The 17,419-nt window shown below is 56.2% G+C and carries 16 protein-coding genes; 8 read left to right on the forward strand and 8 right to left on the reverse strand.

The window, feature by feature from the left end; translation table 11 throughout:
- Positions 1 to 90 precede the first annotated feature (90 nt).
- Positions 91 to 300, reverse strand: coding sequence for a hypothetical protein (locus EP25_RS23910; RefSeq protein WP_031434103.1), 210 nt, complete (start codon positions 298 to 300; stop codon positions 91 to 93).
- Between the two features lie 1,189 nt (positions 301 to 1,489).
- Here EP25_RS23910 and EP25_RS0111945 point away from each other — a divergent pair.
- Positions 1,490 to 1,981: an inorganic diphosphatase gene (locus tag EP25_RS0111945; RefSeq protein ID WP_051906618.1), complete on the forward strand. Its 492-nt coding sequence runs from the start codon at positions 1,490 to 1,492 to the stop codon at positions 1,979 to 1,981.
- A 65-nt stretch (positions 1,982 to 2,046) separates the two neighbouring features.
- On the opposite strand, the gene EP25_RS0111950 is transcribed toward EP25_RS0111945, so the two are convergent.
- Both EP25_RS0111950 and EP25_RS0111955 read right to left on the reverse strand, forming a co-directional pair.
- Complete coding sequence (locus EP25_RS0111950) at positions 2,047 to 3,135, reverse strand: alkene reductase (protein ID WP_031434105.1); 1,089 nt, start codon at positions 3,133 to 3,135, stop codon at positions 2,047 to 2,049.
- Between the two features lie 35 nt (positions 3,136 to 3,170).
- Positions 3,171 to 4,130, reverse strand: coding sequence for a GNAT family N-acetyltransferase (locus tag EP25_RS0111955; protein ID WP_031434106.1), 960 nt, complete (start codon positions 4,128 to 4,130; stop codon positions 3,171 to 3,173).
- Positions 4,131 to 4,401: 271 nt separating this feature from the next.
- Here EP25_RS0111955 and EP25_RS0111960 point away from each other — a divergent pair, with 271 nt between their 5' ends.
- Both EP25_RS0111960 and EP25_RS0111965 read left to right on the forward strand, forming a co-directional pair.
- Entirely contained in the window at positions 4,402 to 4,836 is a 435-nt protein-coding gene (locus EP25_RS0111960) for a PGPGW domain-containing protein (protein ID WP_031434107.1), read from the forward strand.
- 88 nt (positions 4,837 to 4,924) lie between these two features.
- Positions 4,925 to 5,701, forward strand: coding sequence for an alpha/beta hydrolase (locus EP25_RS0111965; RefSeq protein WP_235185889.1), 777 nt, complete (start codon positions 4,925 to 4,927; stop codon positions 5,699 to 5,701).
- 32 nt (positions 5,702 to 5,733) lie between these two features.
- On the opposite strand, the gene EP25_RS0111970 is transcribed toward EP25_RS0111965, so the two are convergent.
- The 5 genes from EP25_RS0111970 to EP25_RS0111990 all read right to left on the reverse strand — a co-directional run bounded on the left by EP25_RS0111970 (position 5,734) and on the right by EP25_RS0111990 (position 11,661).
- Complete coding sequence (locus EP25_RS0111970) at positions 5,734 to 6,939, reverse strand: ABC transporter permease (protein WP_031434109.1); 1,206 nt, start codon at positions 6,937 to 6,939, stop codon at positions 5,734 to 5,736.
- Positions 6,933 to 7,646, reverse strand: coding sequence for an ABC transporter ATP-binding protein (locus EP25_RS0111975; RefSeq protein ID WP_031434110.1), 714 nt, complete (start codon positions 7,644 to 7,646; stop codon positions 6,933 to 6,935). The genes EP25_RS0111970 and EP25_RS0111975 overlap by 7 nt, the downstream gene beginning before the upstream one ends.
- On the reverse strand, positions 7,643 to 8,884 hold the full coding sequence (locus EP25_RS0111980) for an efflux RND transporter periplasmic adaptor subunit (protein ID WP_235185890.1): 1,242 nt from the start codon (positions 8,882 to 8,884) through the stop codon (positions 7,643 to 7,645). Before EP25_RS0111980 ends, EP25_RS0111975 begins: the two co-directional genes overlap by 4 nt.
- Positions 8,885 to 8,918: 34 nt before the next feature.
- Entirely contained in the window at positions 8,919 to 10,346 is a 1,428-nt protein-coding gene (locus EP25_RS0111985; RefSeq protein WP_031434112.1) for an efflux transporter outer membrane subunit, read from the reverse strand.
- 235 nt (positions 10,347 to 10,581) lie between these two features.
- On the reverse strand, positions 10,582 to 11,661 hold the full coding sequence (locus EP25_RS0111990) for a hypothetical protein (RefSeq protein ID WP_031434113.1): 1,080 nt from the start codon (positions 11,659 to 11,661) through the stop codon (positions 10,582 to 10,584).
- 185 nt (positions 11,662 to 11,846) lie between these two features.
- On the opposite strand from EP25_RS0111990, the gene EP25_RS0111995 reads away from it, so the two are divergent.
- The 5 genes from EP25_RS0111995 (at position 11,847) to EP25_RS0112015 (ending at position 17,419) form a co-directional block, all read left to right on the forward strand.
- Positions 11,847 to 12,110, forward strand: coding sequence for a hypothetical protein (locus EP25_RS0111995; protein ID WP_031434114.1), 264 nt, complete (start codon positions 11,847 to 11,849; stop codon positions 12,108 to 12,110).
- 12 nt (positions 12,111 to 12,122) lie between these two features.
- Positions 12,123 to 13,091 carry a radical SAM protein gene (locus EP25_RS0112000; RefSeq protein WP_084191027.1) on the forward strand — a complete coding sequence of 323 codons (969 nt, stop codon included), beginning with the start codon at positions 12,123 to 12,125 and terminating at the stop codon, positions 13,089 to 13,091.
- A gap of 421 nt (positions 13,092 to 13,512) precedes the next feature.
- A complete protein-coding gene (locus tag EP25_RS0112005) occupies positions 13,513 to 14,547 on the forward strand; it encodes an efflux RND transporter periplasmic adaptor subunit (RefSeq protein WP_031434116.1) in 1,035 nt (344 codons plus the stop codon).
- Entirely contained in the window at positions 14,547 to 16,301 is a 1,755-nt protein-coding gene (locus EP25_RS0112010; protein ID WP_235185891.1) for an ATP-binding cassette domain-containing protein, read from the forward strand. Before EP25_RS0112005 ends, EP25_RS0112010 begins: the two co-directional genes overlap by 1 nt.
- Positions 16,298 to 17,419 (forward strand): ABC transporter permease, encoded by a 1,122-nt coding sequence (locus EP25_RS0112015; protein WP_031434118.1) that lies wholly within the window; start codon positions 16,298 to 16,300, stop codon positions 17,417 to 17,419. The genes EP25_RS0112010 and EP25_RS0112015 overlap by 4 nt, the downstream gene beginning before the upstream one ends.

Raw genomic sequence — 17,419 nt, forward strand, 5'->3', positions numbered from 1 at the left:
ATTATAGGCCGTGCCGCCGCTTTAGCCCTCTCTGAGGTTTGCTGGAGCAGGCGGCCATCCTGGCACAACCGGACACGCAAGGCATTCCTGTTAATTTGACAGTCTCCGCATGAGTAAGGGCAGATATTTAAGACCCGCCGCATGACCGATTCCATTCATTCTTCGGCAAACAGTATAATTGCTCTCGTTTTCAGCCAACTCCTTCAGTTTCTCGTCCTCAGCGGAACGAAACAACGCCAACAACGATTGTTCGTTCAGTTCATCCGGCAATCCTCTATTAACTTGTAACTCCTTTTTCATTTCTGCATGGCCTTTTCCTTAAATGTCCTGTTGTAGATGGCGAACGGCATAGTCGCTGGCGCCAAAAGACCATATTGGTTGAAATAAACCGGCGGACCGGTTTATTTCAACCTTTTTCCTTTTTAGAATCATTATTCTCTGGTTACGGGCAGCAAAATAAGCCCCTTTCTGCCGTTTTATAAATCATTGATTTGATGAACTTATCTTTCGGGCCACCGACAGAAAACGCTTTTCTTTTACACGAAAAACACGCCGTAAGACGATTGGCATGGAAATGGCATTAACAGTAATCGACGTCTCTATGCGTTAGAGAAGAATGAAAACAATTTCAACCAGGAGCACAGTTATGTTTATAGACATTCTACTTACCGGAATTTTTGGCGTTTCAGTGGCCTATGCCTATGTCTTTATCAAAAAAATGACCGACTAAACTATCGCCCCCTTTTACCTCCATCCCCGCCGGGCAAGCGTAAAACATTCCATTTTACTTTCAGCCCGGCCGATATCGACATCCCAAATGAGGGATTTTGCAACACGTATTTTCGAAACTTGAGGCTGGATGTTTTTAGCCATGTAACCCACTATTTGATAGTTTTCATTCCTCGTAGACTCTTTTATTGACCGCGACTTGAGCTAATATTTTTATAAATTAGGTTGGATGTAATCAGATAAAGACAGTCACAATTCGGCCATTATGTGAAGTTTCCTTTTATGTATAGCAGTATGGTGCCGAAGGGTTTGTAGCGTGTAATCAGCGGCCTCAGCAAGGCATCCTGTCTAAAAGACTGGACATAATTTCTGCAATTATCTGAAGTGGACATTCTTTAGTCCATTTCTGGAGACTGCCATGAGATTAACAACCATACACCTTTCGCCAGCCACTCAGCCAGCGTAGCTCCGATTAGCGATAGCGTAATCGGAGGAATGATGCCCTCGAAATGTGCGATTACGCAAGCTAATCGCACCTACGTTTTTAACGGCAGCTTATTTACCATTGCAACTTATGCCCTATTCGGGGGCCCTTGGGTCGAACTCATCCATCCAATTTTGATGGAATACAACCAGTTAAGTTTTAATAGCTAGAACTGCCAAAATTACGAAACCGGACAACGGCTATTGTAAAGGAATGTGACTTACGGTTTTTATTTATCCATTCAGTTCATATCATTGATAAAATCAAAAAAACGACATGTATTTTTTATCAGTGAATTCTACTTACCTCCACAAACAGGCTCCTTTGGTCGATGTCATCATTGAGATACCGCGCGGCAGCTTTTTGAAACGAGGCTCCAATGGAAAATTGGATTTTATCTCTCCCGTGCCTTGCCCATTTAACTACGGCTCGATTCCCGCGCGCATCGGTTTGGATGGAGACCTTCTGGATGCGGTAGTCCTTGGCCCGCGGCTTCCCTTGGGCGCAAAGGTTTCAGTTTATGCCTGGGGGTCGGTAGGGATGATCGACGGCGGCATATACGAAGACAAACTGATATGCGCCCAGTCGCCAATCTCCCGGAGGAAGCGGCGGCTTATTCTTCTATTTTTTCAAATTTATGCCAAAGCCAAATATCTGCTCAATTTAATCAAGGGACGTCATGGCCGCAACAGCTGCGAAGGCTGGCACGATGCCGCTAGCGCATTGGCGAACGCGACGCCCCGCAATCATCGAGACGAGAAAGCTTAGGATCGAATTCTAAGTTTTAGACTTTTGAATCAATGCATGCCATAGTCATTACGCAAGCGGCTTTGTTAACCGGACATGGCCTCCCCTCGTTCCTCTAAAGTCGGATAATCCGTATAGCCCACTGCGGGGTCCGGCAGGCCATAGCCATAGAACGTCTCCATGTCTTGGGCATTCAAAGGCGCATTCAGTCGCAGCCGTTTAACCAAATCAGGGTTGGCGATGAACTTCCTGCCGAAAGCTATCGCATCGGCCTCGCCGGCCGCAATCGCCTGTTGCGCTTGCGCGAGGTCGAAGTCTTCATTTGCGATCAAAACGCCGCCGAAGCGCTTTTTTAATGCCGGACCGATGCTGTCGCCACCTCGAAATTCGCGGGTGAAGATAAAGCCGACCTTACGTTTCCCCAGCTGTTCGGCCACATAACCGAAGGTCTGCAACGGGTTCGAGTCGCTCATGGAATGCTTGTCCCCACGCGGCGACAAATGCACGCCGACGCGTCCGGCTCCCCAGACGGAAATGGCGGCATCGGTGACTTCCAGCAGCAACCGGGCGCGATTCTCCACCGAACCGCCGTAGGCATCGGTGCGTCGGTTGGTGCCGTCTTGCATAAACTGATCGAGCAAATAACCGTTGGCGCCATGGATTTCGACGCCATCGAACCCCGCCCGTTTGGCGTTCTCTGCAGCTTTGCGATAACTATCGATAATAGCGGGGATTTCTTCGCTATCTAACGCCCTGGGCGTGACGAATTCCCGCTGCGGGCGCAACAGGCTGACAAAGCCTTCCGGGGCAATGGCGCTCGGGGCGACGGGTAATTCGCCATCAAGTAGGTCGGGGTGAGACACCCGGCCGACGTGCCACAGTTGCATGAAGATGCGTCCGCCGGTCGCATGCACGGCTTCGGTAACCTTGCTCCAGCCTTCGACTTGCCGCTCCGACCAAATGCCCGGCGTATCGGGATAGCCGACGCCTTGCGCGGAAACGCAGGTCGCCTCGCTTAAAATCAGACCGGCATCCGCGCGTTGCGCGTAATATTCGGCCATCAACTCGTTGGGCACTCTTCCTTCACTGGCGCGGCAGCGGGTCAGAGGCGCCATCACGATCCGGTTCGGCAAGTCGATGTCTCCAATCTTAATTGGGTCAAACAAACTGCTCATCTACTCTCCTGGTTTGTATGATTAATTTAGCGTGCCTACCATCCCAGCGCCCGAAATTCGCTACAGGGGCGGGAGCGTTGCCAGACTCGCTCGAATTCTTCCCGTAACTGGCGGTTCCGGGCCGGCAAATTGGGGCTCCAATGTCCCTCGAAGCGGTTACCGGCCAAGCGAAACAAATAACCATCGCGATCATTGATGACGAACGCCGAAGGATATTGCAGGTCCTCCTCTTCGAGGGGCGTGCGGATCAGAAAAAAAGATGCCAATTTTTGCGCCAAATCCAACAGTGGATGAGATCGGCCGCGTAACTTCGCCGGGTCCTGAATGATGATTTGCACGCTTTCGCCGCGACTACGCAGGGCAAACTGCTTCAGGGCCTCGACGACTTCGCTTTGGCCATAAAGGCTATATTCCAGGTCGCGACTGTAGATGCAAAGTTGGCGCCGCGATTCGGCGATGAGTTGCACGGTGCTCTGCAAAGTTGCTTCGATGCTTGCCAGACGCGCGGCCGGCACGGAAGGCGAGCGTAGCTTAAGAGCCGGACGAGGCGGCTTATCCACCGGTCGCAACTTGAGCCGCATGGTTAGATGAGGGATGCCGGCCTCGATAAATTCGTCGCCTTCTTGTGCGAAGGCGAACTTTCGGTAAAAAGCCAGGGCGGTGACTTGGGCGTTTGCATGGACCGTCGTCAATCCCAGGCTGCGCGCCTTGTCGATAATGGCGCGCAGCAATGACCCGCCGACCCCTTGCTTTCTCCAGCCGGGCAGGACCGCCAGGCGGCCGATCTTGCCATCCGGCGACAGGCGCCCGGTCCCGATCGGCCGGCCCTCCAGGTCGCGCGCGAGCACGTGATGGCATTGCCGGTCGAGTTCGTCAAATTCGATTTCAGGCGGAATGTTCTGCTCTTCGACGAACACCGCGTTGCGCACATAACGCAGCTCCTCTGAGTCGACTGGGTAATGGGCGGGCTCGACGTAGAAATTCGGAATATTCATGGCTCGATATGACTGGATTGGAACAATGCTTTACCTTCATTATCCTGCGAGAACGAACGACTTGCCTTTGCACAACAATATTACTGTTCGCACTTCAGAATTTGAACCCTCAAAAGATTCGCCGATCAGGTAATGCTTGGCTAAGAAAGCGAATTTTGAAGTGCGGCGCTAATAAGATTAAGATGCAAACCAATGGGACGCAACACATCATTGCAGTATAGCCTCTCATGGCTGCCCTGGCTGACCGATTCTTCATTTTCGAGGTTAAGCATTGTCCTGGTACGAACTCGTAGAGCAAATCTGGAACGACGAAACCGCCTTGCTGGCGCTGGGCTTGTTGAGTCTGTTCTCGCTACTCGTCTCAATGTTTCTCATTCCCTTGCTGATAGTACGCATCCCGGTCGATTATTTCTCGGAGGAAAAACGCCATATTCTGCCATGGGCAAGCCGGCACATAGCCTTTCGTTGGCTGGGGCTAGTGCTGAAAAACATCGTCGGCACGCTTTTCATCGCGCTCGGCATCGCCATGCTGTTTTTACCGGGACAGGGACTACTGACGATGTTTGTCGGCATCCTGTTGTTAAATTTCCCCGGCAAATATCGGCTGGAACGCTGGTTGATCCGGCGACCGTCGGTGCGGAACGCGGCGAACTGGTTGCGGCACAAGGCCGGTCGCCCGCCATTGCGTTTCGATGGCTTTGAGTAGGTAACGTTCGGATGGCGCATAAGCATTGCTTGTCTAAGACGGCTACCTCTGGCCACTTTCGGCCTCCTTATGTATGAAGACTCGGCGAATGACGACTTTTCTCTTGCTCTATTTATTATTGTTACTGGCGGTTTTCTTGCTGCAACGCAAACTGCTGTATTTCCCGAGCACCTTCAGCCAACGCCAGCAGGAAGCCCAACTCACGGAATTAAGTTTAAAGCCTTGGCCCTCCGCCAACCAATTGCATGGTTTGACCAGTAAAACACCGCCACCAAATCCGCAAGGCACGGTGTTGGTTTTTCACGGCAATGCCGGTTCCGCCGTGCATCGGACATACTTCATCGACGCTTTGCATAATCTAGGCTACCGCATCATCGTCGCCGAATATCCGGGTTATGGCACGCGCCAAGGCCCGCCTACCGAGTCGGCCTTGATCCGGGACGGTATTGTCGCCGCAAAACTGGCCGTGCGCGAATTCGGCGAGCCCTTGTTCCTATGCGGCGAATCGCTCGGCAGCGGCGTCGCCGCCGGCATCGTCGCGTCGCAAGAAGTTCCGGTGAAAGGCTTGCTGTTTATTACGCCGTTCGATTCGATGGCCAACGTGGCGCAGCATCATTATTGGTATTTCCTGGCGCGCTGGTTGCTTTTGGATAGCTACGATAACATTTCCAGACTGATCGATTATCGAGGTCCGGTTGCGATGGTGCTGGCAGACAAGGACGAGATCATCCCAGCCCGCAACAGCCTGGCTTTATTCGACAGCTTGGCTGGCCCCAAAAAGCTCTGGCGCTTTGCCGGCGCAAGCCACAACACCTTACCGCTGCAGCCCTGGTGGCGGGAAGCGATGAAATTTATCGATGATTAGATTAGAAAATCCAACGCAGCACCTCGTTTCCACTACTCATGCCGCAAGGCCTCGATCGGGTCCATGCGCGCCGCCTTCCGCGCCGGGACGTAACCGAAGACGATGCCAACCGTGGCCGAAAACGCGAAGGCCAGGGCGATGACCGACAGATTAAGCACCCACGGAACCAGCAGCACCTTCGCCAGGACGGCCGACGTCAACAGCGCCAGCACGATCCCGATGAGCCCGCCGGTCGACGACAACACCACCGCCTCGACCAGAAACTGCAACAAGATCTCTTTTTCCAGCGCGCCGATCGCCAGGCGTATGCCGATTTCGCGGGTGCGCTCGGTCACCGAGACCAACATGATGTTCATGATGCCGATGCCGCCGACCAATAGGCTCACCGCCGCCACCGCGCCGAGCAAGCTAGTCAGCGTCTGCGTCGTACCGGACAGCATCGTCGCGATTTCCTTCATGTCCATGATATTGAAATTGTCCTCTTCTTGTGCCGACAAATGGCGGCGCACGCGCAGCAGCCGGCGCAATTCCTGTTCGATCTCTTCGGTGGATACGCCATCCTTGGCCGACACCTGAATCAGGCTGACGTCGTTGTTGCCGGCGATGCGGCGCTGGAAGGTGCGCAACGGCACGATGACGATATCGTCCTGGTCCGTTCCCATGCTGGATTGGCCCTTGGCTTGCAACAGACCGATGACCTCGCAGGACAATTTTTGCAGACGCATCCGCGTACCCAGCGGGCTTTCTCGGCCGAACAATTTCTCCCGCACGGTTTCGCCGATGATGCAGACGGCGGCGCCGGAACGTGCCTCGCTGGCGGTAAACAAGCGCCCTTCCGCCAGTTGATTATTGGTGACCGTGAAATAGGCGTCGGTGCTGCCGGTGATTCGCGTGTTCCAGTTCTCATTGGCATAAATCGCGGTGGCGGAAGTCGTGGCTTGCGGCGCCACCGCCAATAACCCCGGCACCTCTCGCGCGATCGCTTCGGCATCCGCCAGCTTAAACGCCGGCGCCGTCGACCGTTGCCCCGGTCCCATGCGCTTGCCGACCGTGATCATCAACAAATTGCTGCCCAGGCTGGCGATGCGCTCGGTCACCTGCTGGGTCGCGCCGCTGCCCAGCGTCACCAGCACGATGACCGCCGCCACGCCGATGATAATGCCGAGCATCGTCAAAATCGAACGCATCAGGTTACGGTGCAATTCCCGAAAAGCCAACCGAAACGCCACGCCTAACATAACGTTTGCTCCGCTTGTTGTTGATCGCTTTCGATCAGGCCGTCGCGAAAATGCACGATGCGCTTGGCGTATGCGGCCATTTCCGCTTCGTGCGTGACCATGAGAATAGTAATGCCGTGGTCGCGGTTGAAGCCGGTCAATAATGCCATGATCTCCTCGCCCCGCTTGGTGTCGAGATTGCCGGTCGGTTCGTCGGCCAGCAACAACAAGGGCTGGGTGACGATGGCGCGGGCGATCGCCACCCGCTGTTGCTGGCCGCCGGACAGTTCGTTGGGCATGTGGTGCTCCCAGCCGCGCAGCCCCACCGTCTCCAAGGCCCGAGAAGCGGCGGCATAGCGCTCCCTGGGCGGCATGCCCCGGTATATCAACGGCAATTCGACGTTTTCCAGGGCCGAGGTGCGATTGAGCAGATTGAAGCCCTGAAAGATGAAGCCCAGATAATAACGCCGCAGCAAGGTGCGCTGGTCGCGGCCGAGCTTGCCGACATCGACGCCTTGAAACAAATAGCGCCCTGCCGTCGGCTGGTCCATGCAACCGAGAATGTTCATGCAGGTGCTCTTGCCGGAACCGCTCGGCCCCATCACCGCGACGAATTCGCCTTGCTCGACGCGCAAGGTGACACCGCGCAAGGCATGCATCGCGGCCTCGCCGCTGCCGTAAACCTTGCTGACCTGTTGCAACGCCAATAAAGCTTCCCCCCCGTTCATTGCTTGTTCATCTGCCCTGAAACCAGCTCGGAGCCAACCGTTACATCCCCGGCGACGATCTCGGTCACGAGCCCGTTGGTCGCCCCCTTGGTGATCGTAAAGGGCACCAGTTCGCCGTCGCGCAAGCCCCACACTTGTTGGGTTCTGCCGTTCGCCGCTGCGGCCGGGCGTTGAGCGCGGGAACGCGGACGGCGCGGCAGCAGCGCGTCCAAAAAGCCGCGGCTGCCGGTTTCTTGCTCGTCCTTAACCGGCGGCGAGAAACGCAGCACGCTGTTGGGAACCAGCAGCGCGGCGTTTCTTTGCTCGACCGTGATCATCGCGGTGGCGGTCATGCCCGGACGCAATTTCAAATCCGGGTTCGCGACCCTCAGCACGGCTTTATAGGTCACGACGCCATCCACCGTTTCCGAACCGTAACGCACCTGGGTGATCTCGGCCGGAAAATCGCGGTCCGGGTAGGCGTCGACGGTGAAACGGGCGGGCTGGCCGGGCCGGACCAGACCGACATCGGCCTCGTCGATATCGACCTGCAGTTCCATCTGGGTCAGGTCCTCGGCCAGCGTGAACAGCTGCGGGGCCTGGAACTGCGACGCCACGGTCTGGCCAGGCTCCACCGAGCGCGCCAGCACCACACCGTTGATCGGCGACCTCACCACCGCCTTGGTCAGATCGGTCAGATTGACGTCCAGCGTACCCTGCGCCTGGGTTACCGCCGCCTTGGCCGAAGCCACGTCGGCACGGGCGCGATCCAACGTGGCCCTGGCGGCATCTAGATCGTATTGCGACGGCACCTTGCCGCCGCTCAACTCTTGGACATCAAGCTGTTTGGCCAATTGTGCCTCCGCCTCCCTGGCCGTGGCCTGGGCTTGGCGCACCCTGGCCCGGGCTGCCTCCAGCGCCGCTCTTGCTTGCAAGGCCTGCGCCTCCAAACGAGTGGTATCGAGCATTGCCAATACCTGGCCGACTTCGACCCGGTCGTTATAATCGACTTCCACCGATTTGATCGTGCCGGAGACTTCGATGCCGACCTCGACTTCATTCAGCGGTGCCAGCGTGCCGGTGGCGCTGACCGTCACGGTCAGGTCGCCGCGGGTCACGGTTTCGGTCTGGTAGCGAACTTTTTGGCCATTGCCGCCGACAAAGAGCAAACCGACGATAACGACCGCCAAGCCGATGCCGGCATACCACAGCCATTTTTTCGCGCGCCGCCGGTGAGTTTTTTCATCGAGTCCAATCACCTCGCCGATCGCCGGTCGGGACGAATCGTTCTGGTCATTCATGATGTTGTTGCTCCTGGCTGTCCTCGTTATGCCAACCGCCGCCGAGGGCTTTGTATAAACGTATGATATTGGAGGTAATTTCTGCCTTGCTGACGGCCACGGCGGTTTCCGCATTCAATAGCGCGCGCTGCGACTCCAACACGGCCTGAAAATCGTTCAATCCTGCCGCATATTGAAAATTGGCCAATTGCAATGCTTCCTTGCCGGCCAGCGCCGCCGCTTGCAGGGCCTCGAGCCGCTTGGATTCCTCGACATAGGCCGTCAACGCGTTTTCGACATCGCGCAGAGCGGTCAGCAGGGTGTGTTGATACAACCCCAGGGCCTGCTCGCGCAACGCTTTTTGTATCGCGATATTGCTGTTGATGCGGCCGAAGTCGAGCAGGGTCAGCATCGCTCTGGCCGCGACTTCACTGGCTTTGGCACCCGCTGTGTAAAGACTGGCGTATTCCAGCGATTTGAGGCCGATGGAGCCGGACAGGGTCAAATCGGGATAGCGTTCCGCCTCGGCGACGCCGATTTGCGCGGTTTGCGCGGCCAATTGCCGTTCCGCGCGGCGCAGGTCGGGCCGCCGTCTTAGCAAATCGGCCGGTATGCCGACGGCCACGCCAGCGGAGGCGGAGGGAATATCACCGCTGTATTGCAGTATTTTTTTCAATGCGGCCGGCTCCTTACCCAGCAACAAGGCCAGATTATGTTTGGCTTGTTCCAGCGAATTTTTCAGGCCGGGTAAGCTTGCCCGGGTGTTTTCCATGGCAAGCTTGGCCTGTTCGACGTCCAATTGCGTCGTCAACCCGGCTTGGCGGCGCCAGCGGGTCAGTTGATAGGCTTCCGTCTGCGTCGCCAGATTGGCTTCGGTAATGCTTAGTTGCGCTTGATAGGAGCGCACGTCGACATAGTTCAGCGCCACTTCGGCGCATAGACTGACCAGAACATCGCGCAAATCCTCCTGTTTCGCCTGTTCGCTCGCTGCCGCCGCTTCCAGGGCGCGGCGTTTCTTGCCGAACAGATCCAGCTCCCAACTGGCATCCAGGGTGTGACTGTAAAGTTCCGTATTGATCCCGCGCAAGGCGCTTTCTGTTTCGGTACGGCTGGCGCCCATCGACATCGACGAGGTCGGCAGCAGCTCGGCGCCGGCCAGCTTGCGCCGTGCGCGCGCCTCCAGTACCCGCGCTTCCGCTTGGTAAAGTTCGCGATTACCGAGTTGGGCCATTTTAATCAACGCGGTTAACACCGGATCGTCGAAAGCCCGCCACCAGACGCTCAGGTCGGCCGACGCTCCTGCGGGAGCCTTCCCGCCCGGTATGCCGCTCCAACGATCCGGCAGCTCCGGACACGGTTTTTGGTAATCGGGACCTACCATACAACCCGATAGCATCAACAGGGTCGTCAATAGCAGGATTAACTGAAATAGGTTCGTCATCGGTATGTTCGTTTTACCACTTTATCCAGTCGGGTTAATGCAAAATAGGTCGGGCACGCCATACCTATCCGCAGTCCATGATGGCAAATTGAGTCGCGCCGGTCTCGATGGTTGCGCGATTGCCCCGACCGCCATCCGCTTTGTTTAAAACGATTACTCTAATAACGGAATTTCGCCGCAATTCCGTCGATGGCGGGCAAGGCATCTGTTTTTTCAATTCGAGACGACTCAAATTTTATGTGCGCGGGTCCTTTATATCATTCTTTTTCGGTGACGAGAGCAGAACGAAATCGGCAAACAGGCCGCATAAAATGCCGAACGGCAAGTAACCCAAATAGCCGAGCAGCGGCATGGCGAAAATCTCGAACCTTTGCACATAGGGAATGCTGTAGCGCCAATGGGCCAGACTATTGGCATTCCACATTTCCCAAAAAAAGCCGCAGACCAAGCCGGCAATGGCCAGCAGCCAGACCCTCCGCCAATCGCCGATTTCGGTCTCTAGCAACAACTTCGGTTTCCCGGTGGCCGATTGCAACCCTATGACCAATACAATTGGCAGAAGCCAAACCAGTGAATACAACTGCCGCGGCCAAATGGCCAACGCGATCAGGCCGATGCTTGCCGCGCCAATGGCCGTTACAGCGAGAACCTTGTTGTTCATGATGGGTAGGGGGCTGAACCGATTCAGACCGGCAGTTAGCTTCGGAAAAGTCTGTAACCACTCGGCGGTCCCCAGAACGGCCGGCAAAACCGTCGCAAAGGGCAGCGTGGCATAAAGAAAATATCGCCCCGGTCCGAAATCGGCGATGCCGACGTAATACCAGTTCTGCACGAAGCGGTTAAGAAATTCGAAACTCCACCAAAAATACGCGCTGACGAAAAACAAGAGCAGCAAGTAGCGCGGCCGGTCGCGCAACAGGCAATGGCCGCTTCGGGAGTAAGTCAGCCCGTTTACGACCAGAATGTAACTCAACCATAACGGCGTGAAGGTATATTCCTGCAGCGTTTCGACCCACTGAAAACGGTTCCACGCCACAATCCACGCCAACAGCATCATGACCAGCCCCAGCCAGCCCCAGACAGGAAAAGGTTTATTCGCCGGACGCGGCATCGATGGCGAAGTAGCGCTAACAATGATCCGGCGCAAAAATGGTGCGAGGATCAATAAAGACGCGGCGGCGATCAGAAAGAAGACGAACCAGGAAAATGATGGCGCATGGATTCTCTCGGGTATCGGCGGAAAACGCAGGTAAGGCCCCAGCGGCTTGCCGTCGAGCCAGGCGCCCAATAACGGACACAAAATGATAAGGCCCATATAACCCGCCAGTCGCCTCACAGCTCGCAGGCAAAACATTATCTTATGGTTGCTAAATTTGCCGTCCACTGCTTTCCAAGAGATGGATCTTTGAACATTTACCGCCTTTTTACGATCTATCTACCACAAACTTCATATTGAAATTACCATAGGCTAAACAGTGCAGCAATATCGGTTGAAATACTATGAAAACGGCTTCATTAACACTACGCGTCGAATATCGTGACGATGACCATGAAGGGGAAACGCCACAGCGGTTTTTCATGGGCGACAAGGCGATCGAAATCGAGGAAGTGATCGACCGTTGGTTGGCGACCGAGCACAGTTATTTTAAAGTGCGTTCAGGCGAGAACGATATCTACATCCTGCGGCACGATGAATTGGCACATCGTTGGGAACTGACGATGTTTCAAAGCGGCAAATACGACGATTCGTCGGCGCCCGTTTGACGCGAGGCAGGCATGATCGACACGCTTAATGCCTGGCAGGACGCCGACAAAACCAAGTGCAAGGGCCGTGCCGGCTTTCGAGCCGGCTACCGGTCCCTGCTCGCCAACGGAGAGCTGGCGCGACGCGCCGATCTCGCCAAACGGCATCTGCAATGCTGCGACCTGTGCGCACGTTACTGCCGTGTCGATAGAATTAAAGGCATTAACGGAGCGGTGTGCCGGATCGGCGAGAACGCCATCGTTTACAGTTACGGCGCCCATTACGGCGAAGAAAACGTACTGCGGGGCAAACGCGGCTCGGGAACGATTTTCTTCAGCGGCTGCAACCTGCGCTGCGAGTTTTGTCAAAACTGGGAGATCAGCCAGAAGCGGACCGGCCGCGAAGTCTCCGCCGATGGACTGGCAAAGATAATGCTTCAGTTGCAGAGCCAAGGGTGTCATAACATCAATTTCGTCAGCCCCAGTCATGTGGTGGCGCAGATTCTAGAAGCGCTATTGCTCGCCGCAGACCAAGGCCTCGCCCTGCCGTTGGTCTACAACACGGGTGGATACGACAGTCCCGAAGCCCTCGCCCTGCTGGATGGCGTCATCGACATCTACATGCCGGACATGAAGTACGGCGATTCGGCGATAGCTCGCCGCTATTCCCATGCACGCGATTATTGGCGGGTCAACCGTGCGGCGGTCCGGGAAATGCATCGCCAAGTCGGCGATCTACGCTTGAACGGTAATGGCATCGCCTACCGGGGACTCTTGGTGCGCCATCTGGTCCTTCCGAACCAACTGGCCGGGACGGAACGGGTGTTAAAGTTCATTGCCAACGAGATTTCCAGCGACACTTATCTCAATTTAATGGACCAGTACTACCCTTGCTACCGGGCCAAAGAATTTCCGGAACTGTCGCGCCTTATCACCGCGGCGGAGTATCATAAAGCACTGGCCATTGCCAGGCGTTTCGGCCTGAACCGGCTGGCCGAATGAAGCATTTCATTCAACGGAATGCGCCGGTTAAAGCCGCTATTACTCCGCGACCGCATTCAGGAACCAGGAAGAAAACCTGGATATTCAGCCAAATGGTTAGTTTGTTCGTCTATTGACGTGCCAGACTAACCGATGATAGTTTCTAACCTTCACTTTTGGTGGCCGAGTTGCCATAACCATGCCTACACCGACTAATGCCGCCTTTGATCCGTTATTTGAAACAACCAACGCCCCTTCGACAGGCATAGCTTAACGGGCTATTCCCGAAAGAGAAACGTCACGAGAGCGAAACCTGCCATTAATCGGTTGCCGGCAAAACAATTTGGAATGACATAATTTTAATGCTAAGAAACTGGTTTAGTTTTTCCCAAGAAAGACATGGCCAGGTTGAATCCTTGTTTTTAGGGGCAAGAAATAGACTATGCGAACTCGGCACACGATAATATTCATCATCCTGTTGGTTGTTTTTGTCGGACTCGCAACCGGCGCTTGGCTGTACCTCCGCACTTCCAATGACGAGGAAAACCAGTTAACGCTATACGGCAATATCGATATCCGTCAAGTGGAACTGAGTTTCCACGACCCCGAACATATCGCGGAAATGTACGCCAAGGAGGGGGACCGTGTCGAAAAGGGGCAATTATTGGCGATACAAGACCTGGAGCGTTTCCACTACCGACGGGAAAGCGCGGAAGCCAAAGTCGAGGCTCAGCGGCAGGCGGTCGAGCGGCTGCTCGCCGGAACGCGCCCGGAAGAAATCCGCAAGGCCAAAGCCGATGTCAAATCGGCGCAAGCCACGGTAACCTTCGCCGACCAGGAACTGAGCCGAATGCGCAGCCTGTACAAAAAACATCTCACCTCCAAGGAATCGGTCGACCGCGCCCGTTCCGAATATGTCGCCGCCAAGGAGAAAATGCAGGCCTTGCAGGAACAACTGGACTTGGCGGTCCTCGGCCCTCGCCAGGAAGACATCGCCGAGGCCCAGGCCTTGTTGAAGGCCTATCAGAGCGACCTCAAACTGGCGGAAAAAATCTGGCTTGACGGCCATATTCATGCCCCTAACGACGGCATCATACAGGACCGCATCCTGGAGCCCGGCGATATGGCGGACAACCAAACGCCGGTTTATACGCTGGCCCTGATCGACCCGGTCTGGGCTCGCGTCTACGTCCCGGAGGATCGCCTGGGACTGTTGCACTACGGCATGCCGGCAAGAGTCGAAACCGACAGCCATCCGGACAAGACTTACCGAGGCTGGATCGGCTTCATTTCCCCAACCGCCGAATTCACGCCGAAGACGGTGGAAACCCCGGAACTACGGACCCATCTGGTCTATCAGGTTCGCGTGTTCGTCTGTAATCCGCAGAATGAACTACACCTCGGCATGCCGGTCACCGTATCGATCGATCTTGCTTCGAGCCCGTCGCCGGCGGCGCGGCAAACTTGCCCGGAATGATGGCGAGCACTATGCCGGCGGACGAAACCGCCCTGGAATTCCGGAATGTTCGCAAAGGTTTCAGCGCGGGCCGGCGTACTGTCGCCGCGTTGCAAAAGGTTTCGCTGACGGTCGCCACCGGCTCTATCGTCGCGCTGCTCGGCCCGGACGGTGCCGGCAAAACCACGCTATTGCGCCTGGCCGCGGGCCTTTTGCTGCCCGATTCCGGCAAGATTAACGTGTTCGGCTTCGACAGCAAGGACAGGGTAGACGACATTCATCGACTTATCGGCTATATGCCGCAGCATTTTGGGCTCTACGAAGACCTCAGCGTCGGCGAAAACCTGGATCTTTACGCCGATTTACACGGCATCCCTGCAAAGGCTAAGCACGAACGTCTGAAAGACCTGCTGCGAATGGCCGGGTTGCAACCGTTCGTCTCGCGCCTGGCGGGGCGTTTGTCGGGCGGCATGAAACAAAAACTGGGCCTGGCCTGCACATTACTCAGCCAACCCCGGCTGCTGCTGTTGGATGAACCGAGCGTCGGCGTCGATCCGGTTTCGAGAAGGGAGCTCTGGAGCATCGTCGCCCATCAGGTTAAAACGGCCGGCATGACCGTCTTGCTGAGCACCGCCTACATGGACGAGGCCGAACGCTGCGACGCCGTTCTGTTACTGGACCAGGGCGAAGTTTTGGATTTCAACGGCCCCGATTTTTTCAGGAACAGTATGCAAGGGCGTTGTTTTTTGCTCAGCCACCCCAAGCTCGGCAACCGCGAATTGAAGAAATGCCTCACCGGGCAAGCGGGGATCATCGATGCGGTCATCCACGGAAGAAATGTCCGGGTCATTAGCGGCACGACAACTATCACACTGCCGCCGGCCCTGACGGACGGCGAATCACTGGTAGACCTCGCCCCTACCGAACCACGGCTGGAAGACGCCTTCATCGCATTGCTGAAAGGCCGCCGGAACACGGCCGCCTTAACGCCGCAAACCTCTACGGCACCGGCCGCGCAAGACTCTAATGCGGATGAAGTCATCCGGGTGGAACAGGTCGACCGCTGGTTCGGCGATTTTCAAGCGGTCAAAAAGCTTGATTTCAGTGTCAGACGCGGCGAGATTTTCGGTTTGCTGGGCGCCAACGGCGCCGGCAAAACCACAACTTTCCGGATGCTGTGCGGCTTATTGCCGGCCAGCAGCGGCCGTTTGCGGGTGGCCGGCGTCGATTTGCGCACGGCAGCGGCGAAAGCGCGCGCCCGCATCGGCTATATGTCGCAGAAATTCTCGCTCTACGGCAATCTCAGCGTGCAACAGAATCTGGATTTTTTCAGCAGCGTCTATGGCCTGCGTAGTGAGCGGCGCAAAAAGCGCATCGCCTGGGCACTACGACAATTCGAACTCGAACCGGACCGGGACAGCATCAGCGCCGACTTGCCGCTGGGTTTTAAACAACGGCTGGCAATGGCCTGCGCCTTGATGCACGAGCCCGAAGTCCTGTTTCTCGACGAACCGACCTCGGGCGTCGATCCGTTGGCAAGGCGCGAATTCTGGGAACGCACCGAAAGTCTGGCCGCCGCAGGCGTGACGGTGTTGGTGACGACGCATTTCATGGAGGAAGCCGAATATTGCGACCGCCTGCTCATTATGGTCGAAGGCGATATTCTGATCAGCGGTACGCCGGCCGAGATTAAATCCCGGGCCGGCTCGTCGCTGCGCCCCGATCCGACCATGGAAGACGCCTTTATTCAACTGGTCGAGGCGCGCAGCGGATGAACGCCAGACAGAGACGGCTGAAAGCCCTGATCATCAAAGAATTCCTGCAAATCCGCCGCGACCCCAGCAGCTTGGCGATCGCCTTCGTTATGCCGGTCTTTTTGCTGCTCCTGTTCGGTTACGGCGTATCGCTGGACGCCAAGCACGTACCCATCGGCTGGGTCATTGCCAAAAGCACCCCGGAAACAATCGGTTTCAGCGCCGCCTTCGAAGGCTCCGAATATTTCATACCGCACCACTACGCCGACATGCCGGCGGCGATCCGCGCCATGCAACAACGGAAAATCCGGGTCATCATCCGCCTGCGCGAGGATTTCAGTCGCGAATTGTTCAAACAAAATTCCCCCGCCATCCAGGTGATCGTCGACGGCGTGGACGCCAACACCGCCCGCCTGGTTTCCGGCTATGTGCAGGGGGCGTGGAGCCAGTGGCTGACGCATCAGGCGGCGCTGCGCGGCATTTCCTTGTCCTTGCCGGTCGTGGCCGAACAGCGGATTTGGTACAACAGCGCCGTCGTCAGCAAGCATTTTCTGGTTCCGGGCCTGATCGCCGTCATCATGACCCTGATCGGCGCGCTGTTGACCGCATTAGTCGTCGCCCGCGAATGGGAACGCGGCACCATGGAGGCAATGATCGCCACGCCGGCCACGCTGGCCGAAGTGCTGCTAGGCAAATTGATCCCCTATTATCTGCTCGGCATGGGCGGCATGCTGCTATCGATCGCCATGGCGGTCTTTTTATTCGAGGTGCCCCTGCGCGGCTCTTTTTGGCTCTTGCCGGCGACCGGTACGTTGTTTTTGTTGGCCGCCCTAGGCATGGGGCTACTGATTTCGATCACCGCCAAAAACCAGTTCGTGGCCGGCCAGGTCGCCATCGTCGCCACCTTCCTGCCGGCCTTTATTTTGTCTGGCTTCATTTTCGATATCGACAGCATGCCGCTCGTCGTGCAGGGCATCACTCATTTGATTGCCGCCCGTTATTTCGTCGCGATCCTGCAAACCGTGTTCCTGGCCGGAGATGTATGGGCCGTTATCCTGCCCAATGCGCTGGCGCTACTATTGATGGCAGCGTTTTTTCTAGGTCTGGCCGCTAAAAAAGCCCCGCGGCGCCTGGAGTGA

It is taken from the genome of Methylomarinum vadi (assembly GCF_000733935.1).
In the GTDB taxonomy this organism is placed as follows: Bacteria; Pseudomonadota; Gammaproteobacteria; order Methylococcales; family Methylomonadaceae; genus Methylomarinum; species Methylomarinum vadi.